Annotated in this window: 32 protein-coding genes and 1 pseudogene; 4 read left to right on the forward strand and 29 right to left on the reverse strand. The window is 61.9% G+C overall.

Annotated elements, in window-relative coordinates:
* Positions 1-73: 73 nt before the first annotated feature.
* The 18 genes from BW995_RS05755 to BW995_RS05840 form a co-directional block, all read right to left on the reverse strand.
* Positions 74-565 carry a hypothetical protein gene (locus BW995_RS05755; protein WP_076399225.1) on the reverse strand — a complete coding sequence of 164 codons (492 nt, stop codon included), beginning with the start codon at positions 563-565 and terminating at the stop codon, positions 74-76.
* Positions 562-1,287 (reverse strand): hypothetical protein, encoded by a 726-nt coding sequence (locus BW995_RS05760; RefSeq protein ID WP_076399226.1) that lies wholly within the window; start codon positions 1,285-1,287, stop codon positions 562-564. Before BW995_RS05760 ends, BW995_RS05755 begins: the two co-directional genes overlap by 4 nt.
* The gene (locus BW995_RS05765; protein WP_076399227.1) at positions 1,287-2,387 is read right to left on the reverse strand and encodes a hypothetical protein; all 1,101 of its coding nucleotides are present in this window, start codon (positions 2,385-2,387) and stop codon (positions 1,287-1,289) included. Before BW995_RS05765 ends, BW995_RS05760 begins: the two co-directional genes overlap by 1 nt.
* 2 nt (positions 2,388-2,389) lie before the next feature.
* Positions 2,390-3,031: a YmfQ family protein gene (locus BW995_RS05770; protein WP_076399228.1), complete on the reverse strand. Its 642-nt coding sequence runs from the start codon at positions 3,029-3,031 to the stop codon at positions 2,390-2,392.
* 34 nt (positions 3,032-3,065) lie between these two features.
* Positions 3,066-4,121 carry a baseplate J/gp47 family protein gene (locus BW995_RS05775; protein ID WP_076399229.1) on the reverse strand — a complete coding sequence of 352 codons (1,056 nt, stop codon included), beginning with the start codon at positions 4,119-4,121 and terminating at the stop codon, positions 3,066-3,068.
* Positions 4,121-4,615, reverse strand: a complete 495-nt coding sequence (locus tag BW995_RS05780; protein WP_084194612.1) for a phage GP46 family protein — start codon at positions 4,613-4,615, stop codon at positions 4,121-4,123. Before BW995_RS05780 ends, BW995_RS05775 begins: the two co-directional genes overlap by 1 nt.
* 11 nt (positions 4,616-4,626) lie before the next feature.
* Positions 4,627-5,187: a phage baseplate assembly protein V gene (locus BW995_RS05785; RefSeq protein ID WP_076399230.1), complete on the reverse strand. Its 561-nt coding sequence runs from the start codon at positions 5,185-5,187 to the stop codon at positions 4,627-4,629.
* A gap of 16 nt (positions 5,188-5,203) precedes the next feature.
* Positions 5,204-6,343: a phage baseplate assembly protein gene (locus BW995_RS05790; protein WP_076399231.1), complete on the reverse strand. Its 1,140-nt coding sequence runs from the start codon at positions 6,341-6,343 to the stop codon at positions 5,204-5,206.
* Positions 6,336-7,583, reverse strand: coding sequence for a DNA circularization protein (locus tag BW995_RS05795; protein ID WP_175616998.1), 1,248 nt, complete (start codon positions 7,581-7,583; stop codon positions 6,336-6,338). Before BW995_RS05795 ends, BW995_RS05790 begins: the two co-directional genes overlap by 8 nt.
* 1 nt (position 7,584) lies before the next feature.
* Complete coding sequence (locus BW995_RS05800) at positions 7,585-9,204, reverse strand: phage tail tape measure protein (protein WP_076399233.1); 1,620 nt, start codon at positions 9,202-9,204, stop codon at positions 7,585-7,587.
* Positions 9,205-9,316: 112 nt separating this feature from the next.
* Positions 9,317-9,628, reverse strand: coding sequence for a phage tail assembly protein (locus tag BW995_RS05805; protein WP_076399234.1), 312 nt, complete (start codon positions 9,626-9,628; stop codon positions 9,317-9,319).
* A 16-nt stretch (positions 9,629-9,644) separates the two neighbouring features.
* Positions 9,645-10,001, reverse strand: a complete 357-nt coding sequence (locus BW995_RS05810; protein WP_076399235.1) for a phage tail tube protein — start codon at positions 9,999-10,001, stop codon at positions 9,645-9,647.
* A gap of 50 nt (positions 10,002-10,051) precedes the next feature.
* The gene (locus BW995_RS05815; protein ID WP_076399236.1) at positions 10,052-11,518 is read right to left on the reverse strand and encodes a phage tail sheath subtilisin-like domain-containing protein; all 1,467 of its coding nucleotides are present in this window, start codon (positions 11,516-11,518) and stop codon (positions 10,052-10,054) included.
* The gene (locus BW995_RS05820) at positions 11,515-11,697 is read right to left on the reverse strand and encodes a DUF2635 domain-containing protein (RefSeq protein ID WP_076399237.1); all 183 of its coding nucleotides are present in this window, start codon (positions 11,695-11,697) and stop codon (positions 11,515-11,517) included. The genes BW995_RS05815 and BW995_RS05820 overlap by 4 nt, the downstream gene beginning before the upstream one ends.
* Positions 11,698-11,721: 24 nt before the next feature.
* Complete coding sequence (locus BW995_RS05825; protein ID WP_076399238.1) at positions 11,722-12,366, reverse strand: phage protein Gp37; 645 nt, start codon at positions 12,364-12,366, stop codon at positions 11,722-11,724.
* 99 nt (positions 12,367-12,465) lie between these two features.
* Entirely contained in the window at positions 12,466-12,828 is a 363-nt protein-coding gene (locus BW995_RS05830) for a hypothetical protein (RefSeq protein WP_076399239.1), read from the reverse strand.
* Entirely contained in the window at positions 12,828-13,016 is a 189-nt protein-coding gene (locus BW995_RS05835; RefSeq protein ID WP_076399240.1) for a hypothetical protein, read from the reverse strand. The genes BW995_RS05830 and BW995_RS05835 overlap by 1 nt, the downstream gene beginning before the upstream one ends.
* Entirely contained in the window at positions 13,013-13,228 is a 216-nt protein-coding gene (locus BW995_RS05840) for a hypothetical protein (RefSeq protein WP_076399241.1), read from the reverse strand. Before BW995_RS05840 ends, BW995_RS05835 begins: the two co-directional genes overlap by 4 nt.
* A 498-nt stretch (positions 13,229-13,726) precedes the next feature.
* Here BW995_RS05840 and BW995_RS21075 point away from each other — a divergent pair.
* Positions 13,727-13,894: pseudogene (locus BW995_RS21075) on the forward strand (helix-turn-helix domain-containing protein); the annotation flags it as partial.
* Positions 13,895-13,921: 27 nt separating this feature from the next.
* Positions 13,922-14,206: a hypothetical protein gene (locus BW995_RS21080; RefSeq protein WP_245821336.1), complete on the forward strand. Its 285-nt coding sequence runs from the start codon at positions 13,922-13,924 to the stop codon at positions 14,204-14,206.
* A gap of 792 nt (positions 14,207-14,998) precedes the next feature.
* Here BW995_RS21080 and BW995_RS05855 read toward each other — a convergent pair.
* The 6 genes from BW995_RS05855 to BW995_RS05880 all read right to left on the reverse strand — a co-directional run bounded on the left by BW995_RS05855 (position 14,999) and on the right by BW995_RS05880 (position 20,656).
* The gene (locus BW995_RS05855; RefSeq protein WP_076399242.1) at positions 14,999-15,388 is read right to left on the reverse strand and encodes a MarR family transcriptional regulator; all 390 of its coding nucleotides are present in this window, start codon (positions 15,386-15,388) and stop codon (positions 14,999-15,001) included.
* Between the two features lie 88 nt (positions 15,389-15,476).
* Positions 15,477-16,877 carry a leucyl aminopeptidase family protein gene (locus BW995_RS05860; RefSeq protein ID WP_076399243.1) on the reverse strand — a complete coding sequence of 467 codons (1,401 nt, stop codon included), beginning with the start codon at positions 16,875-16,877 and terminating at the stop codon, positions 15,477-15,479.
* Between the two features lie 11 nt (positions 16,878-16,888).
* Entirely contained in the window at positions 16,889-17,953 is a 1,065-nt protein-coding gene (locus BW995_RS05865; RefSeq protein ID WP_084194615.1) for a TAXI family TRAP transporter solute-binding subunit, read from the reverse strand.
* 153 nt (positions 17,954-18,106) lie between these two features.
* Positions 18,107-18,739, reverse strand: a complete 633-nt coding sequence (locus BW995_RS05870; protein WP_076399244.1) for a nitroreductase family protein — start codon at positions 18,737-18,739, stop codon at positions 18,107-18,109.
* 57 nt (positions 18,740-18,796) lie between these two features.
* On the reverse strand, positions 18,797-19,735 hold the full coding sequence (locus BW995_RS05875; protein ID WP_076399245.1) for a LysR substrate-binding domain-containing protein: 939 nt from the start codon (positions 19,733-19,735) through the stop codon (positions 18,797-18,799).
* Positions 19,736-20,026: 291 nt separating this feature from the next.
* Entirely contained in the window at positions 20,027-20,656 is a 630-nt protein-coding gene (locus BW995_RS05880) for a thiamine phosphate synthase (RefSeq protein WP_084194616.1), read from the reverse strand.
* Between the two features lie 38 nt (positions 20,657-20,694).
* On the opposite strand from BW995_RS05880, the gene BW995_RS05885 reads away from it, so the two are divergent.
* Positions 20,695-21,381 (forward strand): YggS family pyridoxal phosphate-dependent enzyme, encoded by a 687-nt coding sequence (locus BW995_RS05885; protein WP_076399247.1) that lies wholly within the window; start codon positions 20,695-20,697, stop codon positions 21,379-21,381.
* A gap of 10 nt (positions 21,382-21,391) precedes the next feature.
* Here the strand turns inward: BW995_RS05885 and gcvA are convergent, their stop codons facing one another.
* Positions 21,392-22,300, reverse strand: a complete 909-nt coding sequence (gcvA, locus tag BW995_RS05890) for a transcriptional regulator GcvA (protein WP_076399248.1) — start codon at positions 22,298-22,300, stop codon at positions 21,392-21,394.
* 180 nt (positions 22,301-22,480) lie between these two features.
* On the opposite strand from gcvA, the gene BW995_RS05895 reads away from it, so the two are divergent.
* A complete protein-coding gene (locus BW995_RS05895; RefSeq protein WP_175616999.1) occupies positions 22,481-22,696 on the forward strand; it encodes a DUF1127 domain-containing protein in 216 nt (71 codons plus the stop codon).
* Here BW995_RS05895 and BW995_RS05900 read toward each other — a convergent pair.
* The 4 genes from BW995_RS05900 to BW995_RS05915 form a co-directional block, all read right to left on the reverse strand.
* Positions 22,676-23,020, reverse strand: a complete 345-nt coding sequence (locus BW995_RS05900) for a hypothetical protein (protein WP_076399250.1) — start codon at positions 23,018-23,020, stop codon at positions 22,676-22,678. The genes BW995_RS05895 and BW995_RS05900 overlap by 21 nt on opposite strands.
* Positions 23,021-23,249: 229 nt before the next feature.
* Positions 23,250-23,912 (reverse strand): RBBP9/YdeN family alpha/beta hydrolase, encoded by a 663-nt coding sequence (locus BW995_RS05905; protein ID WP_076399251.1) that lies wholly within the window; start codon positions 23,910-23,912, stop codon positions 23,250-23,252.
* A gap of 328 nt (positions 23,913-24,240) precedes the next feature.
* Positions 24,241-24,657 carry an iron response transcriptional regulator IrrA gene (gene irrA, locus BW995_RS05910; RefSeq protein WP_076399252.1) on the reverse strand — a complete coding sequence of 139 codons (417 nt, stop codon included), beginning with the start codon at positions 24,655-24,657 and terminating at the stop codon, positions 24,241-24,243.
* Positions 24,658-24,948: 291 nt separating this feature from the next.
* Positions 24,949-26,346: an NAD(P)H-dependent flavin oxidoreductase gene (locus BW995_RS05915; RefSeq protein WP_076399253.1), complete on the reverse strand. Its 1,398-nt coding sequence runs from the start codon at positions 26,344-26,346 to the stop codon at positions 24,949-24,951.
* Between the last annotated feature and the right edge of the window lie 266 nt (positions 26,347-26,612).

A 26,612-nucleotide genomic window follows, 5' to 3' on the forward strand; every position in this document is an offset into this window, starting at 1 on the left:
GGTGGTGTGGAGGCAGGCGGTGACAGGGCGCACCAGCACCCCGGTCACGCGCCGCCATGATGAGTCCGCTGGATCACGAGAGGGAGGAAAGGGAGGCCAGCTCGATACGCAGTGCGCTGGCTTCGGTTTCGAGAGCCGTCAGCCGGGCATGATCTTCAGGCGTGGCAGTGCCTGCAGTGATGGCACGTAGTGGGCGGGTGCTGATGGTATCAAGGTCCATCAGTCGGGCGAGCACTTCGGCACGCCGCCGATCAGCGGCAATGGTGGTGAGTTCGCTGTCCGGCCGCGGTACGGTTTGCGCACGGACCAGCAGGCCATCGACGGCATAGCCGGTCAGGCTGTGGGTTTCCGGAATCTCTTCGTCTGCGACCGGATACCAGCCGTACTCCCGCAGGGCGTCATCGTCCCAGTGATCACAGCCAACCACTGCTTCCGGCAGGGTGACACCTTCCATCGGGGTGCCATCGGGGTGCAGTGCCGGGCGGGCCGGGAGGGTGACGGTGATCGGGCGAGAGTCAGGGATGCCGACGGGCTGGCCGTCGGTGACGTGGATGTACAAGGTCATGAAAGGATGCTCCCAAGGATGGTGCCAGTCGTGGCATAGGTGGCATAGGCTCCACCGGTGATGGCGGCTCCGGCGGAGCCTCCTGGCATATCACCAACTGTTCCTGGCATACCGAGATCGCCGCCGTTGCCACCGGTTTTCTGGTAGACGCTGTAGATGTCCACCGAGCCTTTGCCACCGGTGGTCAATGTTCCCAGAGGATTGATTCCGCCATAACCGTAATTGCCGGGGAGATCCCCGGCTCCTCCCCCAGAAAATGGAAACGTGGACCGACCTCCGACGATCTCGTCTCCAGGCAGGGAGGTGCCATCATCAATTGTGAGGCCACCACCGCCGCCACCACCACCAATAGTTCCTAAATTGATGATCGTCGTAGCAACACGTAAGCGAAGGGCTGGGCCACCAGACAATGCTGGTGTTGTAAATGGAGGGTATCCACCATCCCCGCCTCTGCCGACCACATAGGCACCGCTGCCGATGATCAGCCGCAACGTGGTCCCGGTCGGCCATGTGCCGGTATCGAGCGCATAGGTACTGGTGCTGGTCGATCCGATGATCACCCCTGCGGCCACCGTGACGGTTACCGCTGCGGGGGAGGTGCCGTTATAGCCAGCGGCATCAGCCAGCGTGCGCAGGTTGATGTTACGGCCCGAGGCGGTGATCGACAGGGTCATCGGCTTGCGTCCCTGTGGGGCAATCTGGTGTTGCGAGGCATACAGCATCAGCAGGTCCCCTTGACGCAGACATACAGCTTCTGCCCCTTGACGGTCGATCCAACCTGAGTGACGTGGAATGTCAGCCGGTCAAAACGGGACAGGCTGATAGTGGTGGACGTGCCGGTACCTGCCGTGTTGCTGGAGCTGCCGACGGGGATGGTCGGTAGGGTGCTGAAGATGGACGTCCCATTGACCCGCACATCAAAAATCACCGCCGAACCAGTCGGTGGAACTTCGCACCAGGTGATGATGGCAGCCGGATCAATGGCCACATCGCGCGCGATGACCACCCCGCCATACTGGCGGATGGCCAGGTCTTCGCCTGACATCTCCGCCCCCCAGCCAGCGAGGAAGGGAATGTCATAGGTGGTCTGGGAGAGGTTACGCCAGGCTGACCACGTGCCAGATATCCCACCCCCCCACTTGATGCGCTGGTACATCGTGGTGCCAGTGGCATTTATCAAAAGTTGCATCCTGATATCATCGCCGCCACTATCAGCGAACTGGATGAGGAGACCGCCGGTGGTATTTGCCATTTCGGCGGGGAGTGGCGTGCAGGCAGTGGTACATTCCGTGATCACCACACCGGGAGTGCCGTTACAGGCGTTCAAATCCCCCCCATAGATGTTAAAGGCTTCGATCTTTGCCCCGGTGGTGGTCTTGGCATAGCCGGGCAGCGCCGTCAGATCGGGCTTGTTGGCGAGATCGGCATAAGAGCCACTGGTGGCCACAGCGGCCAGAGCGGGCTTGTTGTTGAGGTCGGTGTACGACCCGCTGCTGGCCACCGTTGCCAGCCCCAGATTGCTGCGGGCGGTGGCGACATTGGCGACGTCGGACAGGTTTTTGCTGGCCAGCAGGGTCCCGGTGGTTTTGCTGGCGATCAGCGCCTGCACCGCCTTCAGCAACTGGCTGTTGTCGGTTTTGCTGTGGCTGAGACTGGCGGCGCTGACCAGATTGCCCAGCTCTTCCTGCAGCATGTTGAGGAACCACGCCGGAACGACGGTGGCCGAGCCGGGGGTGTCGGAAAAGAACTTCTCGCTGCCCGCGGTCGGCGGGGTGGGTTTGGCTGCGGCGGTGACGGCGTCGGTGGTATCAATGTAGTACATGCTCAGACCTCATAGAGGAAAGTGATGGTGGTGTGGGCGGGTTTCAGGCGGCGGAACAGGCATTCCAGATCACTGGCGGTTCCGGCGGCCAGCGGGTCTCCGGTCTGGCTTGATCCGGCCTGAAAGCGCAGGACGGGGACGGCGTAAATGCGGACACGCCACAGATACGCTCCCTCAATGCCAATCAGCGGATCACCGGCCCGGCTGAACCCGACGCGGAAGGGACGGAATTCCTCGATGCTGATCTGGTAGCCGAGAGTCTCGGCCAGTTTGAGGAACGCGGCACGCGATTGTCCCCCCTGCATCAGCAGTTTGGACAAAATGGCGGCGCGCCGTCCCTGAATGGTGCTGGCGCCCTCGCCAGTACAGCCGTCGGGCAGGTCCAGAACCCGTTCCCAGTCGTCCAGCAGGGCGATGGCGGTGCGCGGGTCGGCTTCTTCCAGCAAGGCGGCAAGGTCGGTATTGCTGCGGGAAAAACAGTGGGCCAGTCCACCGATCACCTGCCCCACAATGCTGTCGGGGTGGCGGGGCCAGGCAAGGCCACGGGGGAACAGGGCGGCAAGGGAACTGGCGTAGTCGGCGGCAGAGGCGACCCAGCCGGGGGTCAGCACTACCGGAACGGACTCTTCGGTAGAAGGGGCCATGGGACAAGATCCATGTTCAGCGGGGTTCAGCGGGTTACTGGACGGTCAGGGCGCCAAAGACCGGAAAGGCGGTGCTGGCGAGGGTGATGTTGGCGATGGGGGAGACCAGCACGTGATCGGTTTCGCCGGTGGCCTGACTGATCGCCTCGCGGATGTGCGAGATCAACACGGTGGCTCCGGGGGCTGACTCGCGGGCCAGCAGGTCGCGCAGGTTGGTTTCAATGGCGGTGCGGACCAGGCTGGTGTTGGGGGTCAGCGAGGACAAAACAACAGTGATCGGTTGCGCGGTCAGCGGAATGACTTCGAGGTGGGCGGTCACTGGCCGCTTGGCATCAACCCACTCCTTGACGGTGGCCCGCATGGTGGCGGTTGGGATCGGGTCAGCCAGTTCGTCACAGACAAAGGCAAGGCCGACGGTGCCGGCTCCGGCCCAATCAGGATAGACCCAGGCACGGGTGACGCCGGCAACTTCCCGTGCCCACGCAAGGTAGTCATCGGCGCAGCCGCCCTGCGGTGGGCGGCGCAGGCGGGTCAGCAGGCGGGAGCGTAACGAGTCATCGCTCTCTGCATCGGTCCCGCCACTCAGGCCGCCGGTGCTGATGGTGGCGGTGGTGGCAATCCCGGATTGTGAGGTGAGCAGCGTCAGGGTGATGCCGCTGTCGCTGTTGCTACTGGTCCCGCCGGTGCTGGCAGTGATGGCAACGCTGCCGGTGCCGCTGGACGGGATGGTCAGGTCGGCGGTGGTGGCAAAGCGTTGCCCGTCGCTGCGGCGGAACAGGGTGCCCTGCGGCAGAATGGCTCCGCTGGCGCCGGTGACGGTCAGCTGGCCGCTGGCACGGCTGGCGGCGCTGCGCTGCAGGCCCCAGATCGAGGCATGACGTTCCAGCCATGCCGTTTCAGCGGTATCGGGCAACAGCTGGCGGCTGAGCCAGCCCAGATAGCCATACAGGCCATGGGTCGCCCCGGCGACCACGCGGGCCAGAATGCCCCAGTTGGAAACCTGCGGGCGGACGGTCAGGCCCAGCGCGGTGGCGATGGTGGTTTCGGCGCTGCTGACCAGTTCTTTCAGGGATGGGCGTGACCAGGGCATTACACGAGACTCCATAACAGGTCATAGGTGGCGGGGACCCCCGACGGGCGGTCGACGGTGACCTTCAGGGTCAACACGCCCGAGCGGGCACTCGTCGTGCTGGCAGGAAGCCAGGCGGTTTCAACGGTGACCGCATCGGCCGCGCCGCTGTCGGTCAGCCAGACAAGGGCTTCCTCGGCGTAATCGCGGGCGCGCCGGGCGGTTTCATCGGTTTGTTTGGCGCGGGACAGCAGCCACAACCGCGAGCCGGTTTGCCAGCCGGTTGCCGCCGTGGCAGGGGGCAGGCTGTCGCCCCACCAGCCCCGCCGGTCGTCGGTGTCGTCGGGCAGGCTGTCGTCGCCATTGGCCCGGCGATCGGTAAACAGGGACAGCAGGATGGCGGTGCGCAGGCTGGTGTCGCTGGTCAGATCGACCGGAGCCGAGCTGTCGCTGTCGATGTCCAGTCCCCAGTCGCACTCCAGCGTTTCTGGTGAAAAGGTGGTGCAGATATCCATGGGGGCACTCCTTATGGCCCTTCGGGGGGACGGATCGGCAGGGTTTGCGGCGACACGACGGCCCCTTGCTGCCAGGTCTTGTCTTCGTAACTGCCGCCGCCGGTGCTGGTGACGCGGCGGCCATAGCCATCCACGTCCCATGACAGCGAGGTCCGGCCATGCAGGGCGATGTCTTCGGCTTCAAGGCGCAGGCTTTGACCGGCGCTGACCGTCACCGACAGCGGGGTGCTGATGCTGATGCCGCTGCGGGTCAGGTGGACCACCTGCCCCTGATCGTCGTACAGGGCGACTTCGCCGGTTTGCAGGCCGCGCAGGCGATAGCGGGTGTCGGCAACGGCCAGCACGATGCTGTTGCTGCGGTCACCATTGACAAAGGCACTGATGGCCTGCATGCCGGGATGGGCGACCGAGGTCAGTCCGTAGTCCTGGACCCGTTCCATCTGGTCGTGGACTTCTCCGGCAAAGAATTCGGCTTGAATTTGCTGGATGGCCGGGGTGTCATTGGTCAGCCGCAGCCAGCCGCGTCCGATCAGCAACGCCAGTCGGCGCGCCAGATGAGCGATATGGGGCATGGGAAAAGGCCTTGTGTCAGGTTTTCTGTGAGGCAGCGCTGGTGTTTGTGGGGGGCTCTGATGAGTCCTGCTGTTTCTTTTTGTAGTACCCGTCGTTGGGTTCCGGGCCGAGGGCGCTTTCCGGGGTCACCGTCAGGGTGGTGGTGGTACCGCCGGTCCCGTGTTTGAAGTTGACGGTGGAAATCAGATAGTTGTCGTCTGCCCCCAGCCAGGCGTCTTTCAGGGAGACGGTTTGCCCCGGCGTCCACAGCTGGCCATCCTGCAACCAGCCCTGCACCGTGACGATATAGGATTGACCTTGCCCGGCATTGTGTCGCCGTTCCCATTCGGCCCGTCTCTGCAGCAGATCGTCCCTGACGCTTGCTTCGGCAATCATCAGCAGGGGGCGATAGCGGGTGATCTCCGGGTCTCTGGCTCCGATGGCGGGATCGCTCAGTGAAAAGGGGGGGGTGCCTGTCGGTCCGCTGGTTTTGCCTGGGGTATCGCTGAGCACGACGATGTTTCTGTAGCGCTTGCTCCAGCTGTTGCTGGCATTGGCACTGAGGATGTTGACGCCCCGCTGCAGGGGGGCAGCGGTCTCGGTCGTCTCCGGATTGCCGATGATCAGGCCTCCGGTGCCGTCAGACCAGACCAGACAGCCGGTTTGACGGCTGAGACGTTCGATGACGCTGTACACCGTATCGCCGGGATGCACCGAATGTTTGGCCACCTGTGGAAGAAGGCGACCCTCGGGAACAACCCTGATCCCGATCTCCCCCAGCTCGGGGTGGGAAAACGGCGCAATCAGGGCGCGGACGATATCGTCGAGGGAATGATCATGCCATTCCTGAACGTCTGCCGAACAATCGACCAGATCGCCGGTGCGGTCGCGTCCGCTGACGCTGATCTGGTGCTGTTTGGCATCGTAGGACGGCTTGACGCTGTCGATATAGCCGGTGACCACCGGCTGGTCATTGATCAGCACCTGACAGATATCGCCCGGCGCCAGCAGGGTGCTGTTGAGGGTCGGGCTGTCCGATCCCCAGTCGTTGGCAACGGTGAGGGAAAAGGCGTTGCTGATGGTGCTGAGCGAACGGGTGATATCGACGGTGCTCCAACCGCGATGCAGGGTGTTGTTGACGCGCAAGGTCACGAGGTCGGCAGCGGTCTCAGGCATGGTTGAGCACCTTCAGCGGAACGCCACCGGGGACAAAGCCGGGATGGCAGATCAGACGGCTGTTGCGGGCAATCAGCTCTTCGTCGCGGGTGGCATCGCCATACAGACGCCATGCCAACGCCAGTGCGGGCAGCGAGGTCGGCAGGGTCAGGGTGGTCAGGCGTTCCAGATACAGGCCACGGGCAGCGATATCGGCAACGATGGCGGTCCGCAGGCTGTCAAAGGCGCGGTACACCTCGTCATCGGCGGTGCTCATGCGGGTTTCCAGTCCGCTGATCAGGGCGTCACGAATGGCAACGGCATCGTCATAGGACTCGAACGTCATCGCCGCAGAGCATTTGGCCTGTTCGATCAGCACCGTATCCTGAACCAGTGTGGTCAGGGCGGCGCGGTTGACCGCCACCGCTTCACTGACGCTGGTGTTGGTGGTTGTGCCGGTGGCGGCGTTCTGGCGGGCGGCGGCAATCTGGCTGCTGGTCGCCGGAGCCACCCAGCCGACCGAGGCCGAGCCAACCGACTGGGCCTGAAAACCGGCCAATCGTCCGAGCGTGCGATAGCGGTCGGCGATATCGACGCTGTTTCCCAGCGTTCCAATCAGGTCAAGCACAGCGCTTGCCAGATCAGCCGGAGCAACCAGCAGGCCATAGACCGAGGCTTTCAGGCTGTTGATCCCGGCGATGACCCCCGATGCAGCACTGAGTCCGTTGATGGTGTCGCACAGGCCAAACAGCGTTGCCTGTGCATCCTGCACCAGGGCATTGGCCTTGCTGGTGTCAAACAGGGCGTAGAAGTCACTGAGGATGGCCGTGCTGGCGGTGGTCGCGGTGCTGGTGCTGACTCCGGCGGTGTCGGTCAGGACAGTGTGGCGGTGCTGTTCGGCGGCTTCGACAAACGACAGGTCAAAGGTGCAATGCCCCCCTTGTCCCATGTTCTCTTCAAGGGAGTAGCTGGTCAGGACCACCCGCTGTTTGCGCCCCCACGGGTCAATGTAATCGCCGGGGCCGCCCTGTTCGAATGCCTTGATCAGGGCATCGCGCCGCAGCATCCAGCCCGCCCCGACCAGAAAGGCCTTGACGGTAAAGGTGCGGGCTTCGCGGCCCATGTCTTCGCTGCCGACGGCATCGCGCTGGGGATAACTGTGCTGGACGATGCGCCGACCGCCCTTCAGGGTGCGGGTCGAGACATCAAACATGACGCCACGAAAGCTGGCGGCGCGCAGGGAGTCGAAATATGAAGTCATTTCAGACAGGTCCATTCATCGACGGGCCGAGAGCGGCGGAGAAAATCTGGGTGCTGACCGTCACCTGCGGAGAATCCGAGCGGGTGGAAATCGCCGCTGGCGGGGCATTGGCAAAGGTGATCGACACATCGACCTTGCCCTTGGTCGCGGGGTCGGCGAGTAGGGGACGATTGGGGTCGAGGAGGCTTTGCGGGCCGGGGGGAGAGCTGGTCTCCGCGGAAACAGGGGTAAGAGTGGCTGCATTGCTACGAGCGGTGTCGTAGGCGTCCCCCGGGGCGAGAGAGCCTGCCGCGTGAGGTTTCTCAGTTGCAGGGGGGGGCATGGGCAGGGAAATTGGTGCCTTGCTTTTGTTCTGTGGCGCCGAGGTGCCCGTTTTCTCGCGTGGTGGTATTGGCAAAGAAACTGGCGCATTATTTTTATTGCGCATTTTTGCGTCGAGAAAATCCTGGTCTGACAGGCCGGTTTCAGGCTTGAAGACGATCGATTCGACAAACTGTGCCACGTCATTCAAGAGTGGAGCCTGAATTTGATTCACTTTGTCCGTGAATGGTTTGAAGCCCATATCAATTGCGCGCCCAAGTCGGCTTCTGGCGTTTTCTGCAGCATCAGCATTGCTTTTTGGGTTCTCGCGGCGCCGCTTGTACAAGGCGCCGATGGTGTTTTGTTCATCCGGCTTATGGCTCCGCAGCTCTTGAAGCCGGCTGTCCTTGCCACCGATCCTGCTGAGCAGCATTTCGGCCTGCGGGGAATTGAGCAGGGCGGTCCGTTTCTTTGGATCATCCCCGGCCACTTCGTGGACCGCCTGAGCTGCAACGGTGAATTCCGAGAGATTTTGGGCCCTTCCCTCTGCCAGACGGGCTTTCAGGTCGATCCCTGCGGCCTTGAAGGCATCCTGTGTTGTGGCTGAATTCAGGCTCTTCAGTGTTTCGGACACCATCGTCGAGGCTGCGACCGGGGTATCGGTCAGGGTGCCGGCTTCTTTCAGGGCAGCCCCCAGATCGATCAGGCCTTGCTTGTCTTTCATGCCGATATTCTCGGCCAACTGGCTGAGGTTGGGGATGGCGTTCAGCAGGGGCTCAAAGTCGAGATCGTCCGGATCTCCCATATCATGCAGTACGCCTAGTACCTCCTCAATATCGTTATAAGCCACTTTCAGGTCATCATGGGCTTTGCGGGCGGCTTGGGCGGCAGTTTCGTAGGGCACTTGGGTGGCCTGCTCCGTTCGCCCGACACCCCTCACCCCCTGCCGTAGTTGAATCTCGTCGATATCGTCATTGGCCAAGATTTGCCCGATACCGCTTATAGTACTCCAGGGCAGGTTTGTTTCGTTGGCGTCTCCCAGATTGTTCAGGTTCCGGTATAGGTGCGGGGCCTCTCTACTGTCCATTTTGAGGTCAAAGACCATGTCATAGCTTGGAGACAGGCTTTGAATTCCGCGCGCTCCAAATTCGTAGAAAAATTTGGATGCGGTGATGGACAGCTCGATAGCTTGCAATACGCGATTCAGGCGTGCACCTGAGGCCGCCAATTGTGAGAAGGAGTTTTTCGTGCCAGTGATGACCGAGGCAAAGTCTGCCGACTCGCCGCCATCATTGGCCCCGGAGGGGCGGTTGCTGCTCATCAGGAACCCTCGCTATACAAGGCGTTGAAGGCCTTCACCCACAGCAGGTAGTCGTGGGTGGTCAGGCGGCGAATCTCGGACAGGGACCAGCCGGTGCCTCGGCTGAAGGCGATCACGTCCCGGCGGAGGTGCCCGGCGTCCGGGAGAAAAAACCCAGCAGAATCTCCTGCAGGCGGTGGTAATCGGTCAGCAACAGCTGGCGGATGACCTCCAGCGGCACGCCAGTCAACCGGGTGATCAGGGCCAGTTCGGCCTCGGCATTGCTCATGCCCGGCTTGACGGCATCGAGCTGGTCGCCGACGGTCGGCGGGCGCAGGTGCAGGGTGTGATAGGTGGCCCCGTTCAGATGAACGGGGCTCCCCAAAGACACCGCATACAGGGACGGATCGGCAGAGGACATCGCCTGGCTGCTGTCATCGTTCATGGTCGGTGCCTCCTGATCAGACGGCTTCGGCCGGGTCGCCGGTCAGCTTGACGGTCATTTTGCCGCCTTCCTTCGCGGTGATCGCCAGCGGGTCTTCGACAAAGGCGTTGGCCACCATCCACGACTTGCCGATGTCGGTGCGGAACACCACCGTGGCACCGGCAATCTGGCGGATGGTTTCCAGCGGGGTGGCATCCGACACCGCGATTTCGCATTCGATGGTGGCGGGGACCAGCGACTCGCTGTAGCCCACCTTGTACATGGTGGTCACCGGGGTGCGCTTGACGCCGCCCAGGGTGATTTTGGCCCCCGGAGCCGAGTCCAGTTCGGTGCCGTCAAAGGTGATTTTGGCGCGGCCAATATACATGGTCATGAAGAGCCCCTTTCAGAGCAGAAAAGAGAAACAGGAGAACGGCAGGCCGGTCACACCCGGAACTGCACCTGACCAGCGAACACGCGCAGCTGGTTGATCAGGTCCGGCGGGATCACCGCATCGACGCGGTTGGCGTCGTCGGCGTTGCGTTCGACGATCAGCTGGTCCTTGAAGTCGTCGATGTTTTCGACCCAGCCACGGGTTTCCCATTCACGGGCCAGCGCAATCAGTTCCGCCCGCAACAGCGACGGGGTGACGATCGCCTGCCCGATGCCATAGTTGGTGCCATCGTTGGCCAGCTTGTGGCGGGGGAATTTCTGCGCCAGACGCGACCGCATGGTGCGGCGCAGGACGGCGAGGGTGGCCAGCGTTTCGACGTCGAGATACGACGGATCGGGCAGGCCCGAGCTGTTGACCTGATAGGTGGTGATGGCGCGTTCGATGGCACAGGTGCCATCGGCGGCGACGGTAAAGGTGCTGATGCCGTCAAACAGCAGCAGGTTGCGTTCGGTGCGGGTAAAGCGCAGCGATTCCGACGGGGCCAGCATGCCGGTCAGCACCAGCGTTTGCAGCGGGCGGGCCGGGTCGTTGTCCAGCGCCTTGATCGCCACCGCGGTATAGATGGCGGCAATCACCCACACCGGGGTCGGCGAGCCCTGCACGCCCAGGATCGACAGGACTTCGGAATTGCGGCTGGCGCCCAGCGTCGACAGGCTGCTGTGGCTGCCGACGGTGGCGGTCCACACCTGACCTTCGATCTGGCGCATGCCGTCCCAGCGGCTGCCGAACTCGTCTTCCAGCAGCACCAGATTGGCAACATCGGCGTAGGGCGAGCAGAGGTGGTGGTACTGCACGTCCCCCAGCGCCGCCAGCGCATCGGTCAGATCGGGGTTGCCCGAGCCGCCGTTGACGGTGGTAAAGGCGATGCCCAGACCGCTGGGGGTGCTTTCGCCCGGATAGTAGTTCAGACGCAGGTCCAGACCGTTGAACACCTGACCTTTGTGGCGGCAGGTCAGGGTAACGACGGTGGTGGTGGCGCTGGCGGTCACGATCAGGTCGGCATCGGCATTGATCGCCGCCGCAATCGCGGTCGCAACGGTGGCCGCGCTCTGGCCCGCCGCAATCGCCACCTGCACCCGCTGACCAGCGACGTAGAGGGCGAGAGTTCCGGCAGCGGTCGGAGTGCCGCTGACGGTGATGGTCCCGCTGGCGGCCTGACCGGCGCTGTTGTCAGCCAGCGGCATCACCCACAGATCGCTGTCGCTGTTGGCGGTTTTCCAGGCGGCAACCATCTGGGCCAGCATCGACCCACGGCCAAACAGGCGGACGGCCTGCGCGGCGCTGGTCACCCGCACCGGCACCAGCGCGGTCGCCGAACCCGAGGTCAGCATCTGGCCCAGCATCAGCGGGCGGGTCACATCCAGCGCCAGACCCTGCACGGCCTTGGAGTTGTCGAACTCGACATAAACCCCCGGCGTACGCAGAGAGGCACTGATTTGATTAAAGGAAATGGTCATTCCTGCGGCTCCTGAGCGGCAAGGGAAGAAAGATCGGTCACATCGCCAGCGGCCAGACGGCGCAGCCAGTACGACAGACGCGGCTTGTAGTCGCCCGCTGCGGCCAACGGCGTACCGTCGACCGGGTCGCGGACGATCTCACCGGCACGGGCCGGTTTGATCAGCAGAAGTTCAGACATGGAAAACCTCGTAAGAGGACAGGGCTACACCGTCAGGGTGTCGGTGTAGGGCACACTGGTCGTTCCAGTATCCCATTGCAGGGAAACCGTATTCGGACCGGTGATGATTGCGCCTTGTGTCAGCGCGGCCTCCAGCCGGGCTGCCGAGGTGGCTCCGGTGGTGGCGGGCAGGGCGCTGAGGGCAGGCAAATCGGGGCTGAGGGCATCAGGGTGCGCTGACAGGATCAGGCGGGTGGTCAAGGTCAGCAGCCACACCGACAGCGCACTGCCATTGGCAGGCGTCACGGTCACCGGGGACAGACTGACCGGAGTCAGCGGAGTGAAGACCCCGGCAAGCCCCAGACTTTGATCGGTCAACAGGGCCAATAGATCCTGTGCGATTGTCAGGCTGCCTGGCTGGTCGGCCTGATCGTCGAGCGTTGGGGCCGCACACAGGATTGACAGGGTCACGCGCAGTGGCCATTTGCCATTGTGGCTCCCCTCCTGGGCGATGATATCACTGATACAGAGCCAGCAGCCGGGCAGAGAGGGAGGCGTCTGGGCCAGGGCTGCCAGTTGACCACGGACAGTTGGAACCGAGGCGATGGTCCCCAGGGTGTAGCCCAGCAAGCCACCGCTGCTGGCGCTGTTCAGTCTGGTTTTGAATGCCTGATCAAGAGAGTGGATCACGCTGTGCCCTCGCGCTGTGGTGTCGTTGGTGAGGGCAATTTGAGGTAGATTGCTGTTGATAATAAGACCGACAGTTGTCGCAGGGTGTAAAAAAAGACCTTATTTTTGCCGGAGCGTGGCCCGATGGCGTTCGACCGTACGCCGGGAAACACCCGTTTCGGCAACAATCTGCGTAATGGACAGACCACGTTGAAGGCTGTCGGTAATCGCGGTCTTGATGGTGGCCCGTGTGCCGGTCGGTCCCAGAGGAATCAAGTGACAGCCGCCACCCAGATGAGCGGCGACGGTGCGCGCTGCATCCATGCCGACGGTTTCAACCAGCCAGTGGCTGTCCGGCAAATGATCCGGTTGCGGAATATAAACCATCTGTCCCCCCCGGTTATGGGCGATGGCAAGGGCGGCGGGCAGGCCGATGGCGTCGGCCAGTTCGGCCAGCAGGGCAGGCAAGGAAGGCGAGATCATCAACGGGTCTCCAGATCAAAGGGAATTGCAGAAGGCAAATGGCTTTCCAGGGTGCGTGCCTGTTCGACATAGCGGTCAAACTCATCTCGCAGGGCCCGCAGAGCAGGGGCTTCGAGGACCATGCCGCTGTCCTGATAGCCGGCGAGGAAGGCGGAAAAAGCCGCCAGATTGTCGCTCAGACTGATCATCGACCGATTTCCACGGCATCGGATGGCAGGGTGGGACTCCAGCGCAGACGGTGCAATTCGGCAATCACCGCAATGCGGATGGTCTCGCTGAGAAACGGCGTCGGGCGGTGTTGTTGATGGGCCAGAGGGCGGCGTTGTGGCCGACGGGGGGGCCGTTCGCCACGGTGGCGGAGGGACAGGCGGGAAGCCGGAGTGTGATGGTCAATGGACATGGATGGACTCGATGCTTTTCTGGCGGCTGATGAGAATGGCGAAATGGGCGCACGAACGGCTTATCCGGCCGGAACAGCGAATCCCGGGGAAAGGAAGCCAGGCGGGTTTTTCATGATGGCAGCGCGTTTTGCGCGTGCTAGGCTGGGGTCGTCCGGTACACTAAAAGTCGTTCACCATGATGGAGGCGGTTTGTGCGTATCGGTTACCCGTAAATGGGAAGGATTCTTCTTGTAAAAGAATGGGTTGTCATGCTGTTGGCGCAAGGTCGTGACAATTCGTGTCCGTACCTTAAAGTGGGTACTTCCGTCACATATCGCTATGCGTGTGTTCTCTAAAGGCAGAGTTAACGAAATTTCGTTCACCGGTCAATCGGAAAAACGAAAGTTTGTCGCATATCTGCATCTTTAATCGCTTCAGTTGTTCCTGTCGTTGGGAAGCGGAAGCTGGGAAACCCTGTCATTCTTGATGTTTATCAGTGGATTATAATGGTCTGTACGATGAGTGATGATCTGTCAGCCCGGATACGGGCCATCATTGGGGGACAGTCTGTCCGCTCTTTTGCTTTGGGGGCAGGCGTTGCACCCAGCACCCTGCAAAGTATTCTGTCCGGAAACCGTCCAACTCTGGATACGTTGATCGCAATTGCCCGTGCAGGACGGGTTAGCATCGACTGGCTGGCCACAGGGCAGGATATGCCGCGGTCGTCGTCTGTCAGTACCATGCCAGTGGTTCTGGATGAGGACCTGCTGGGGCGAGTCGTTGAAGGAATCCGGCGGGTTTACAAAGAGGTCGGAGCGGCGATTTCCGACCGTGATGTGGGGCGACTGGCGGCGAGAATCTATGCGGACCTGTCGGATGCCTATGAGGATCCGGATGAACGGGCGATCGGCCTGAAAATGGCCCTGCAGCACTTGCGGCGTGACCTGCAAGGGGTACCTTTGCCTGCTGGCATGGCATCCGGGAAACGCTTGGCTTGAGAATCGTGCAGCCTCAACCATCCCTGTCGTGAGAATCGTACACGCCAAGGTGCGCATAGCTGACAGGCAGCATGCGATACAATGGTCGGAAAGGCGGACCTGTGTCCGACTGTGACCCCACCGGTTATAGAAGGGGAGTGTGGCATATTTGCGGAGTAAGAATGGAATATTTTTAGTAAATTCAATGATGTGAATATTCTATCAGATGATTTTCCACCAGTGGTTATGTCTGGGTGTTTCGGGAAAAGCGTGAAGGGTGGGTCTCTGCTTTATCCGATATGAACGAAATATCGTTCATATCGGTCCTGTGCACGTCATGGAGCTGAAAGCGCGTATTGAAAAAGCCGCCTTCCTGCTGGAAAGCGGCTTTTTCAATACGCAAGGGTGCGCGGAATGCCTCGGAACTTGCTTGAGAGCAGTGAGCGCAAGAACGGGAACCGGTTTTGCGCAAAATTACTGGACAGATCAAAAGGTTAGACCAGCGTGCCTGCGTCAGGGCACGGTACACGACAGTTGGTGGAAAAGAATGGACTATCGCCCAAACCCATTCGGGGCCTGAGGCCCCGAACCCCCATTTTTCTTTCAATATCAAATCAATGGGGGCTGGGGCCTCAAGGCCCCAGCGAGGTTTGGAACAGCGCTCCATGACCCTGTTTCACAACTGTCGTGTACCGTGGCGTCACATTTAGAGCATTTTCAAGTTGACCGTCTCCGGTCAACGGCTCGGAAAATACGGCACGAAAAATGGAGAGCGTTTTCGCTCAGTGTGAAAACGCTCTAAGGCTCACAGTTCTAGGCAGCGGCACCAGCTCCACCGGTGCTTTTTGTGCTATCACTGCCAACATCGGCGGCGGCATGGACCACAATGTCACCGAATTCCCGCAGAAAGACGCTGCCCTTGACCGTGCGCTGGATCAGAACGCTGCGGCGGTCCAGTTCGTCGGCCTTGCGCTTGACCAGACCATATTCTGATAGCCGGTCAACGGCCCGAGTGATGGCGGGCTTGGACACATTCAGCAGGGTTGCCAGTCCGCGCACGGTATGGGGCGGAGAGGTCAGGTAGACGGTCAGCAGCAGCGCCATCTGGCGGGCGGACAGGTCGGGAGCTTCGCGGCGGACGCTTTCGACGATGGCGCCGCGCCATAGGTCGAGGGCCTCGACGGCAGTGATCTTGACGCTCATGGGGTCTCCGCTTCATCCCGGAATGGTCGGCTGGCAGAAGGGCAGCGTTGCCCCTCTGCCAGCAGTTAAGAGGATGGGGGATAGTTCGTCAACCGAAACGACTGTGAAGGGCGGTAAACACCGCCCGCATCCCCAATGCATTGCCGCCAGTCGGATGGCCGGGGCGGGGTTTGCCGTTCCAGGCATAGGTATCGAGGTGGGCCCAGGGTGTGTCGGGCGAAACAAAGCGCTCGAGGAACAGGGCGGCGGTGATGGCCCCGGCCATGCCGCCTTCCGGGGCATTGTCCAGATCGGCAACCTTGCTTTCGACCTGACTGCGATAGCCCGGCCACAGCGGCAGACGCCACAGCGGATCGGCGCTGTCGGTGCTGGCGGCCAGCAGGTCGGCAGCCAGCGCATCGTTGTTGCTGAACAGGGCGGGCAGGTCGGTCCCCAGTGCCACGCGGGCGGCACCGGTCAGGGTGGCAAAATCAATCAGAACCTCGGGCGACTCGCTGTCGGCCTCGGTGAGGGCGTCGGCGAGAATCAGGCGCCCTTCGGCATCAGTGTTGTTGACCTCAATGGTCAGGCCCTTGCGGGTTTGCAGGACATCACCGGGGCGCATGGCGGTGCCGGAAACGGCATTTTCGGCCACCGGGATCAGCACGCGCAGGCGAATCGGCAGTTTGTGGGCCATCACCAGCAAGGCGACCCCCAAGGCATGGGCGGCTCCACCCATGTCCTTTTTCATCAGCTTCATGGCGCTGGCGGGCTTCAGGTCAAGGCCGCCGGTATCAAAGACCACGCCCTTGCCGACCAGAGTAACTTTGGGGGCATCGGCATCCCCCCAGCGCAGATCAAGCAGGCGGGGAGCGCGGGGCGACGAGGCACCAACAGCATGAATCGCCGGATAGCCTGCATGCAGCAGGTCATCCCCGATGATGGAGGTCATTCCGGCTCCGTACTGGTCGGCAAGGGCGCGGGCGGTGTCTTCCAGCTCTTGCGGACCCATATCGGCGGCTGGTGTGTTGACCAGATCGCGGACCAGAGCGAAGGCGGCTGCCAGAGCTTCGACCGCGACACGGTCAACTCCGGCGGGCCAGAGCAGGCAGGCCAGAGCGTCGTCGCTGGCTTTGCTCTTGTAGCGGTCAAAGGCATAGGCCCCCAGCATCCACGCCAGCGCGGCCTGTCCGGCCTGCTCCTGCGGGGTGTCGTCGGCGAGCCGGTACAGTCCGGCAGGCAGCTTGCGGGCCAGATCGCCTGCGGCAAAGGGGCTGGTGTAGGGGTCCGTGCCATCCCCGATCCCCAGCAGGACAGCGGCAATGCCGGTCCCGTCCTGGCTTGGCAAAAGACAGATGCTGCCCACAGCGGCCTTGAAGCCGGTGGCAACGGCATACGGCGGCAGGGATGCCCGGTCATCGGTGCTGGCGATCAGGCGGACGGGACAGGCGACCTCGACAGCCTCGGGCGTCAGGGCAGCGGCATCGACAAGCACGGCGGGACAGGGCATCAGGTCACATCCTATTGCGTGGGGTTGGTGGCCGAAGCCCCCTTTTGTCCATCATAATAACGGGCGGCCCCGGCGTGGAGGGGAATCCCCAATCCTGTGGAGGCCGTTTCGAGTGCGATTTTGTTTGCTGCCGGATGGCCTTTGGCAAACAGCGGGCGGGTGTTGGGATGGAAAATGGCAGCGGTGATGCCGTAGACCAGCTCATCGGGGGCATCGGCTGAACAAACCAGCAGCGCCCCGACCGACAGGGTTGGCGTTTCGGGGACGCCCTCGTAGGTGTCGGCCGGAATGGTGCTGACCAGCAGGAACGGGTATTGCTGGGCCAATGCATGCGCTGGCGGGCCACTCAAGGGCACCAGTGTGGCGAGTCCTTCGTTGGTCAAGGCGGTGACCGCTGACACCGGGGCCCCGGCGACGAAGAAAAAGGCATCAATCTTGCCCTGAATCAGGGCGTCGGCGGCACTGCTCGGGCGGGTGTATTCCGGCTTGATGTCGGTCTTGCGCAGGCCATAGGCTTCCAGAACCAGCATGGCGTCAACCAGCGTACCCGAGCCTTCTTCGCCGACCGAAACCCGCTTGCCCTTCAGATCGGCAACCGAGGTGATCCGGGCATCCTTGCGGGCGACCAGGTGGATGCTTTCGGAATACAGCATGGCAATACCACGCAGTTTGCTTTGCGGTTCCTTGCCTTTGTAGACTCCGGTGCCATGGTAGGCCCAATAGGCAAGATCGGCCTGACTCATCCCCAGATCCACCGTTCCGGCGGCCAGAGAGGCCAGATTGGCCATGCTGCCGTTGGTGGACTGGGCGACAGCGATCAGACCGGGGACGCCACAACTGCCGCCCCGCTCGCACGGGCGGGAGCCGGGGGGATTGGAAATGGCGTTGGCGATCAGACCGCCAACCGGAAAGTAGGTTCCGGCGGTGGGGCCGGTGGCGATTTGCACAAAACGGATGCCGGTTTCGCTGGAGGCCGCCGTTTCGGCGTGGGCGGAGCCGAACCCAATCATGCTGGTGAGGACCAGCAGGCCAAGGCGCAGGATCAGGCGGGAGCGGGAAAAGCTGGGCTGGACCATCTGGGGCCTCCGGTGCGGAGTGCGGCACGGCGTCCTGTACTATGTGGGGACGATCAAATGCAGGCTCAATTCACGGGAGGCACTTTTTAACAGGATGCCTGCCCCCCGTCACTGTAGGAAGTGACGGGAAAGGCAGGACAACGGCAGGTTTGGTCAGGAAATCTCACGAACGAAGTCGGCACGCGGGCGGCGGACCTTTTTCAGGTTGACCAGCCAGTCGCCAGCGGTATCACGATACCCCAGCGGCAGGATTGCCACCGAGCGCAGCCCCTGGGCACGCAGGTCCAGCAGGGTATCGAGCTGTGCAGCATCGAAGCCTTCCATCGGAGTCGCATCGACGCCTTCAAAGGCAGCGGCTGCGAGCGCCATCCCCAGACCGATATAGGCCTGACGGGCAGCGTGCTCGAAATTGACCTGCGCGTCCCGCTGCGGATAGGTCGACAGCAGCATCTGGCGGTAATTTTCCCACCCTTCGTTGACGCTCTGGCGCTCGGCATTGACCAGATCAAACATCATGTTGATGCGGTCGGCGGTATAGGTATCCCACGCGGCAAACACCAGCAGGTGCGAGCCGTCGACAACCTGCCCCTGATTGTAGGCGATCGGCTGGATTTTTTCCTTCAGGGCCTGATTGGTGATCACGATCACCTCGAACGGCTGCAAGCCGCTGGAGGTCGGGGCCAGCCGGATGGCTTCCAGAATGCGCTCGACCTTGTCGGCGTCGACCGGGCGGGCGGGGTCCATCTTTTTGGCGGCATAGCGCCAGTTCAGTTTTTCGATCAGCATGCTGTCATTCCGGTAGCCGTGTGGGGGGAACGGCGGAAAAGCCCCAGTGCGGGATACCTAGGGCGTCAGCGACGCCTGCGCCAGAGGGGGAGGCAGTCCTTGTGATTCCAGAATCTGGTTGACCGCATGGTGCAACAGCAGGCGATGGGCGGTTTCGTTCCGCCGCCACGCCACGCACAGGTCCATGGTTTCATTGCTGCCACTGAGCGGACGATAGGCCACCCCACTGACCGCCAGCTTGGCCAGCGACTCTGGTAATAGGGCGATGCCGGTTCCGGCGGCCACCAGTCCCAGCATGGCATAGACGTCATCAACGAAGTGCGCCGGGCGAGGGGTGAAGCCAGAGGCCTGACAAATGCGGCCAATCACGGAGTTGACCACATTGCCCTGATAGGGCGGGAACAGGACGAACAGCTCTTCCCGCAAGGTATCGGGGGTGATTTCGTCCAGCGCGGCCAGAGGATGGTCTTCGCGATAGGCCACCAGCACCCGGTCGCGCAACAGGATGTGTTCGCTGATGCTGGCCTTGCCGCTGGGGCGGGTGACGGCGATGTCCACTTCGCCCTGCAACAGCGATTCGATGACATCACGCGAGTGGCGGTACTGGCGCAGGTCCAGTTCAAGGTCGGGCATGCTGGTCCGCAGGCGTCCCAGTGCCTTGGGGAGAACGGTGACACTGGCCGAGCTGACAAAGCCCAGCACCAGATGGCCGCGAATCCCCCGTTCAGCCTGCCGGGCGGCAACGGCGGCGCGCTCCATTTCGTCCATCGCCCGGCGGGCTCCGGCCAGAAAGATGGCTCCGGCGTCGGTCAGGGCAACCGTGCGGGTGTTGCGGACAAACAGGGTGACTTCCAGCTCTTCTTCCAGCTTGCGGATTTGTTCGCTCAGCGGCGGCTGGGCCATACCCAGCCGTTCGGCGGCGCGGCCAAAGTGCAGGGTTTCAGCGACCGCGAGAAAATAGCGGATGCGGCGGAGTTCGACAGACAGACGGGGCATGGTTGGGTCGCCGGTTCATTGATATGCTAACCATATTAATCATAGATAAAATCAGTACTAAACATATTAAACGAACTTTGTCATGGTATGGGCCATCCTCTCCTGTGTCAGTGGTGCGCGGCCATCGTGTCCCTGAGTTATCCCTCTCCCCGCTTCGGGAACACGATGGCTGGCGCGTTCCGCGCGGGGGGCTGGCGCGTTTCCGCGCGGGGGGCTGGCGCGTTTCCGCGCGGGGGGCTGGCGCGTTTCCGCGCGGGAGGCTGGCGCGTTTCCGTGCGGGGGCTGCTGCGGTTAGCCGGTCCAGCCGTCAATAGCGGCAAGCCCGCTGAAACCACGCCCGTTCAGGGTCTGCGCCGACAGCGGATTGATCCCCCCCAAAGCCATCACCGGAACCGTCGCCTGCGCACCAATCAGCAAACTGGCGCGCGTGATGCCCCATGTCCGACTGCCCGGATGACTGCGGGTGGCAAACAACGGCGACAGGGTGCAGGCGCTGGCGTTCAGGGCCTTGGCGCGCGCCAGCCCGGCGCGGTCATGGCAGGCCACCGTCAACAGGCGTTGGCGTCCCTGCTTGTGCCACAGACGCACTCCAGCCAGCACACCATATCGGGCTTGGGCTTCGGGCAGGTGGACTCCATCGACGCGCAGGCGGGCTGCCAGCCGCCAGTCACCCGCAATCAGCAGCGGCAGCCGTCGGCGTCGGGCCAGTGGGCGCAAGGCGAGGGCCAGGGTACGCAGGGCTGCGGGGGTTTTTGCCCGCACGATCACTCCGGTCCCCACCGGCAGCCGGGCCAGACAGGCCAGAGGGTTTGCAAGGCGCTCGTCGGTCATCAACCAGCCTGTGGGCAGGGCGACCGCAGGCGAGCGGCGGCGGTTACGCTGGCATTTGAGCTTCGAGACGCTGTCTGCTAGGGTCGGCATCACTTTTTTGCCCCGAGGTACAGGATTGGGTAAGGTCGATGAACGCTTCTTGTGAACAGGTCAATGGTCTTCTGGCGGTCAAGGCTGCCATTGCTGCTGCCGAAGACGATGCCGGGCGTCCGGTCGGGGCGGTAACACTGGTTGCCGTCAGCAAGACCCACGACGCCGACACCATCCGCCCGACGCTGGACGCCGGGCAGCGGGTGTTCGGGGAAAACCGCGTGCAGGAAGCCGAAGGCAAGTGGCCTGCGCTGCGTGCTGATTTCCCCGATCTGGAACTGCATCTGATTGGCCCGTTGCAGTCGAACAAGGCTCGCGAAGCGGTGGCACTGTTCGATGTGATCGAAAGCGTTGACCGCCCGAAAATCGCGCAGGCGCTGGCCGAGGAAATGACCCGGCAGGGGCGGCACCCGGCCTGTCTGGTGCAGATCAACACCGGGCTGGAAGAGCAAAAAGCCGGGATTGCCCCACAACAGGCCGATGCCTTCATTGCCTCGTGCCGGGCGCTGGGCCTGTCGATCATCGGGCTGATGTGCATCCCGCCAGTGGACGAAAACCCGGCACCGCATTTTGCCCTGCTGCGGGAAATTGCCCGCCGTAACGGGCTGACTGTCCTGTCGATGGGGATGAGCGGCGACTATCAGACGGCCATCGCTTTGGGGGCGACCCATGTGCGGGTGGGGACGGCGATTTTCGGCTCGCGCCCCAAGCCGCTGGCGGAATAATCCATTCCCATTACCCGTTGCTTTGCGCCGTCTGCACCAGCCAGTCGACAAATACCCGGATGCGAGGCTTGTCGGCGGTGGCTTCGGGGCAGACGGCGTAATAGGAAAAATCAGCAGTGCGGCGGCTGTCGAACAGGGCCACCAGGCGACCGTCGCGCACATGCTGACCAACCAGCGCAGTGCGCCCCAGCATCACTCCCATCCCGGCCAGAGCCGCATCGACCATCATTGCCGAGTTGTTGAATTGCAGCCCGCGCGAGACATCAACGGTGTGGATGCCGTTCAGATCCAGCCATGGTTCCCACGTCAGCCAGCGTTCACGGTCATTGGCGACGTAATCATGCAGCAAAGTATGATAGCGCAGATCGTTCCATGTCCGTAAAGGATGCGCCCCGGCCAGCAGGGCCGGACTGGCGACCGGATAAATTTCCTCGGTCATGATCAGCCGTGACCGCAGGCCGGGATAGCGGCCCAGCCCGTGCCGGATACCGACATCAATCTGATCCTTGATGAAATGTGAGTTCTCGGCATTGGATTCGAGGCGCAGATCAATCTGGGGATAGCGTTTGCAGAAGTCCGGCAGGCGGGACATCAGCCAGCATTGTGCAAAGCTGGGCGGAACGCTGATGGCCAGCAAACCATCCAGACGGCTGCCATGCAGACTGTCGGTGGCATGGGCGAGGGAGTCAAAGCCCGCGGTCAGGTCCGGCAGATATGCCTTGCCGTCATCGGTCAGGTACAACCCGCGTGGCAGCCGCACGAACAGCTCGACATTCAGATACTCTTCCAGACTCTTGACCTGATGGCTGATCGCCGCCGGGGTAACATTCAGTTCGTCGGCAGCAGCGGTAAAGCTGCCCAGACGAGCGGCGGCCTCGAAGGCACGCAGGGCGTTGAGTGGGGGAAGACGGCGGACCATGGCAACCTCGGAGAAGGGTTAGCTCCTCTAAGTCTTTATATGAAAAAGCCTCGTTTGTATTGCCTGATTTTGCAGCGCATTATGCCCTTGTAACGACAACCCGGATAGGGAAATGGAGCTAATGCTATGTCAGCAATGGATTTTTCGACAAAGGCCCTGACCACAAATCAGGCTTGTGAAGTGTCAAATATCCTTGGTCATCCGAAGCGCACCCGGTGGAGCGAGCGTCTGTCCCGGACCATGATCACCCTGTTTGATCGTCTGGTGGATGGCCTGGACCACGGCCGCGAGATGCGCGTGCTGCATGCGATGGATGACCACATGCTGGCCGATATCGGTATTGCCCGTTGCGACATTGACAGCATCAAGCCGCGTTCAAAGGTCGAGCAAGGCTAAGTCTTCCTCCAGCAGGGCCATAATCAGCCGCTTGTTCCGGCGATCCAGCCCTGACCACGCCCGCCAGAAATCGGGCGATATCTGACAGGCCGCATCCGCATAGTCAGCCTTGACCAGCACTGCGGCCAGCATCAAGCGCTCGCTTTTGTTGCCGGGAAAAGCCACGAGATCGGCAACATGTCCGGCGAGCGCACCACTTAGCCCCCACCAGTCACTCACCTGATCCACGTCAGCCGCCACCGCCCGTAGGGCACGGGCAACGGCGGGATTATGCTGCAACACCAGGGGCAGCAGAAAGGGTGTCTCGGTGGGGGCGGTGGTCATTGCAAGCCTCGCGCAAACAGGGCCGGGGGGTGATCATCTTACTCCGACAGGCCGGAGCATTGTGCGAAAAGTGGGAACCGGTTTTCGCAACAACAATGCGGCACGACAAAAGGTTAGACCAGCGTGCCTGCGTCAGATCACGGTACACGACAGTGAGTGAAACCAGTGCAGGCTGCCGCCTGAACTGCTCGGGGCCTGAGGCCCCGAACCCCCATTTTTTCTTTTATGATCAAAGGAATGGGGTCTGGGGCCTTAAGGCCCCAGCGAGGTGTGGAGCAGCGCTCCACGTCCTTGTTTCACAATTGTCGTGTACTGTGGCGTCAGATCTAACGCACGCAGGTCTGGTAGTGTGCCATGTTTCGCACAATGTTTGGGCCAGTGGCCACGGACCGTAGCCTGCGGCGACATTGATGTGGCCCGCATCCCCCAAATCAATCAGGTCGCTTCCCCACTGTCCGGCAAACTGGCGGGCACGGGCAAAGCTGCAATAAGGGTCGGTCTGGCTGGCAACCACCACGCTGGGAACCGGCAGGGTGTGCAAGGGAATGGGGGCAAAGCTGTGGACAACGGACGGTGTATGGCTGGGGCTGTCCACATCAGCAGGGGCCACCAGCAGCACGCCATTGACCCGACGGCGAGCCTCTTCGGGATGGGCGAGTATCCAGCGTACCGACAGAATGCACCCGAGGCTGTGGGCGACCAGCGTGACGGGCTCGGTGCTGCCGGACAAAGCGGCGGCAAGAGTTTGCTCCCACTGGACTGGCGAGGGGGTATCCCAGTCGGTTTGCTCCAGCCAGCGGGCATTCAGCGCGCGAGCGAGGTGGGCTTGCCAGTGGTCTGCCCCGCTGCCGCCAAGGCCGGGAACAATCAGGACAGGCGAGGGGGAGGACATCGCAAAGCTCTCCAGCGTGAGGAACGATGGAGTGATGCTAGCATTGCGCATTTATTAATGTAAATTGTTTTTATATAACTTAATTAATTTGTTATTTATGGGGTCAGGAAAACCGCCAGAGGGGGTTTGCGCTGGCGGCTTTGGCTCTGTTCGATTTGCGTGGGTTAAATGTCACGCCACAGGACACGACAGTTGGGAAACAAGGACGTGGAGCGCTGCTCCACACCTCGCTGGGGCCTTGAGGCCCCAGACCCCATTCCTTTGATCATAAAAGAAAAAATGGGGGTTCGGAGCCTCAGGCTCCGAGCGGCTCAGGTGGCAGCCTGCTCTAACCGTTCACCCGCACAATGACATCCACCCGCGAAATGTCGTAGCCCGCCGGAGCCTGCGGCAAACGGGTCAGTTCGATCTGATCCCCCGGAATGTCTTCCAGACGCCCCGAGCGTTCAAAAAAGAAATGGTGGTGGGTGCTGGTGTTGGTATCGAAATAGGATCGCCCGGCATCGACAACGATCTCGTGCAGCAGACCGGCATCAGTGAACTGGTGCAAGGCGTTATAGACGGTGGCCAGCGACACCCGGATGTTGTGGGCCTGGGCTTCGGAGTGCAACTGCTCGGCTGACAGGTGACGGTCCCCTCCCTCGAACAACAGCTTGGCCAGGGCAAGGCGCTGGCGGGTCGGACGCAAGCCAACACTGCGCAGGCGTTCCAGGATGTTCGTATAGGGCCGGTGCATCATCTGCATGGAGCATGGTCCTTCAGTCAGGGCACGTCTCGTGATGGTGCCCTTGTTTCATAAGGTCAGAACGCCTCTTCAGACAGGAACAGTTTTGTTTCTGCCGGAAACGCTTTGGACGAATTGCAAGTTTTACCGAAAAGTAAGGCCGATGGGAACAGGAACCGCATGGAGTCGTGCAATGAAGAGCGTTCCGGTTGATGAACCTTGCCTTAAAGTAAGATCAGGCTGCACCATCTGCAATATGGTACAGCCTGAAAAGTGACGGTCCGTGCGGGCCGTTACCGGTCCTGCGGGCGATCAGTCACCCTGCATGATCCGTTCGACCAGCTGGCCGACGGTCGGGATGAAGCCGTTGGCATAGAACGGATCTTCACCAAAACGATAGGCATTGTGACCGGCAAACATCAGCTCGTTTTCGACATTGCCGCCGTGGGCGATCGACTGCAGGGTTTTCTGGATGCAGAAGCTGCGCGGGTCGGCCAGACGGCCGGTGGTGCCAGCTTCGTTCTGCGACCAGTTGGAGAAGGCGCAGGACGACAGGCAGCCCATGCAATCGCGCTGGTCCTTGAGGATTTCGGTCGATTCGTCGGGGGTGGTAAAGACCATCGTCCCGTCGGGGGTGCGGATGCCCTGAGTGTAACCGGACTCCAGCCAGCTGCGCACGCGGATGGCATCGGCGGGGGTGACGAAAATTTCGCGACCACGGGCACCGATGGCAATCGCTTCGCTCAGGACATCGCTCGGCTCACGGCTGTAGCTTACCTGACGCTCGGAGCGGGCTTCGAGGGTGCGCAGGAAGTCGTTGCGCACCGCCGAGGAATAGAAGCCGGTCGGGCTGAAGCGGTGCAGCAGCACGTCGCCCGCCTTCAGGGTCAGCAGGCGCTGCTTCCAGCCATCGGGGATCGGGCTTTCCTGCGTCAGCAGCGGGCGGCTGCCATACTGGAAGGCAATCGGGCCGACCTCGGCATTATCCAGCCATTCAGCCCATTCACGCAGGAACCACACGCCACCGGCCATGAATACCGGAACTTCAGCGACGCCCATTTCCCGCATGGTCTTGCGCAGTTCGATCACGCGCGGCAACGGGTCTTGCGGCTGACGCGGGTCTTCGACGTTGGTCAGGCCGTTGTGACCGCCAGCCAGCCACGGGTCTTCATAGACCACGCCGCCCAGCAGGTGGGGGATCTTGTGAAAGCTGCGCTTCCACAAGGCGCGGAAGGCACGGGCCGAGGAGATGATCGGGTAATAGTACACGTTGTGACGGGCGGCGATTTCGGCCACCTTATAGGGCATGCCAGCCCCGCAGGTCACGCCGTGGATCAGGCCCCTGGCCCCTTCCAGCGCGCCTTCCATGATTTCTTCGGCACCGCCCATTTCCCACAGGACGTTCATGTGGATGCGGCCTTCGCCGTTCGACAGGTCGTGTGCGATCCGGGCCTGACGGATGGCGCCGCGAATGCCCATCTCGATCAGTTCACGGTGGCGTTCCTGACGGGTGCGGCCTTCATAGATTACCGGCTTGGGATGGCCGTTTTCATCGTAATCGTCGGCGTTAACCCCGGAAAACGTCCCGACGGCCCCGGCGGCAGCGAATGCGCCACAGGTTCGACCGTTTGACACCGCTACGCCCTTGCCGCCTTCGACAATGGGAAGCACTTCTTTTCCGGAAATGATAACCGGCTTAATCGCCTTCACTGCTCTCTCCCAAGTCACCCGTCAGGCGAACCCGTGGTTCGCCGCTGTTCTAGCCATAAACCTGTCGGACATCCCTGACCGTCAGGCACTGGTCCGTTCCCTGCCATTTGCCGTGCGGGCGGACCATGACATTTGTTTGTTGTCCCGTGCCGCTTGCCAGCCACGCACAGGACTCCCCGCGTCCTCTATATATTCAGCGAAGACAGCCTTGGCTACCCTCTGCAACAGGGCAAATGCAATTACCGCATCGCATCAGCCCCGTTTTG

Source organism: Insolitispirillum peregrinum (assembly GCF_900156605.1).
GTDB lineage: Bacteria > Pseudomonadota > Alphaproteobacteria > Rhodospirillales > Rhodospirillaceae > Insolitispirillum > Insolitispirillum peregrinum.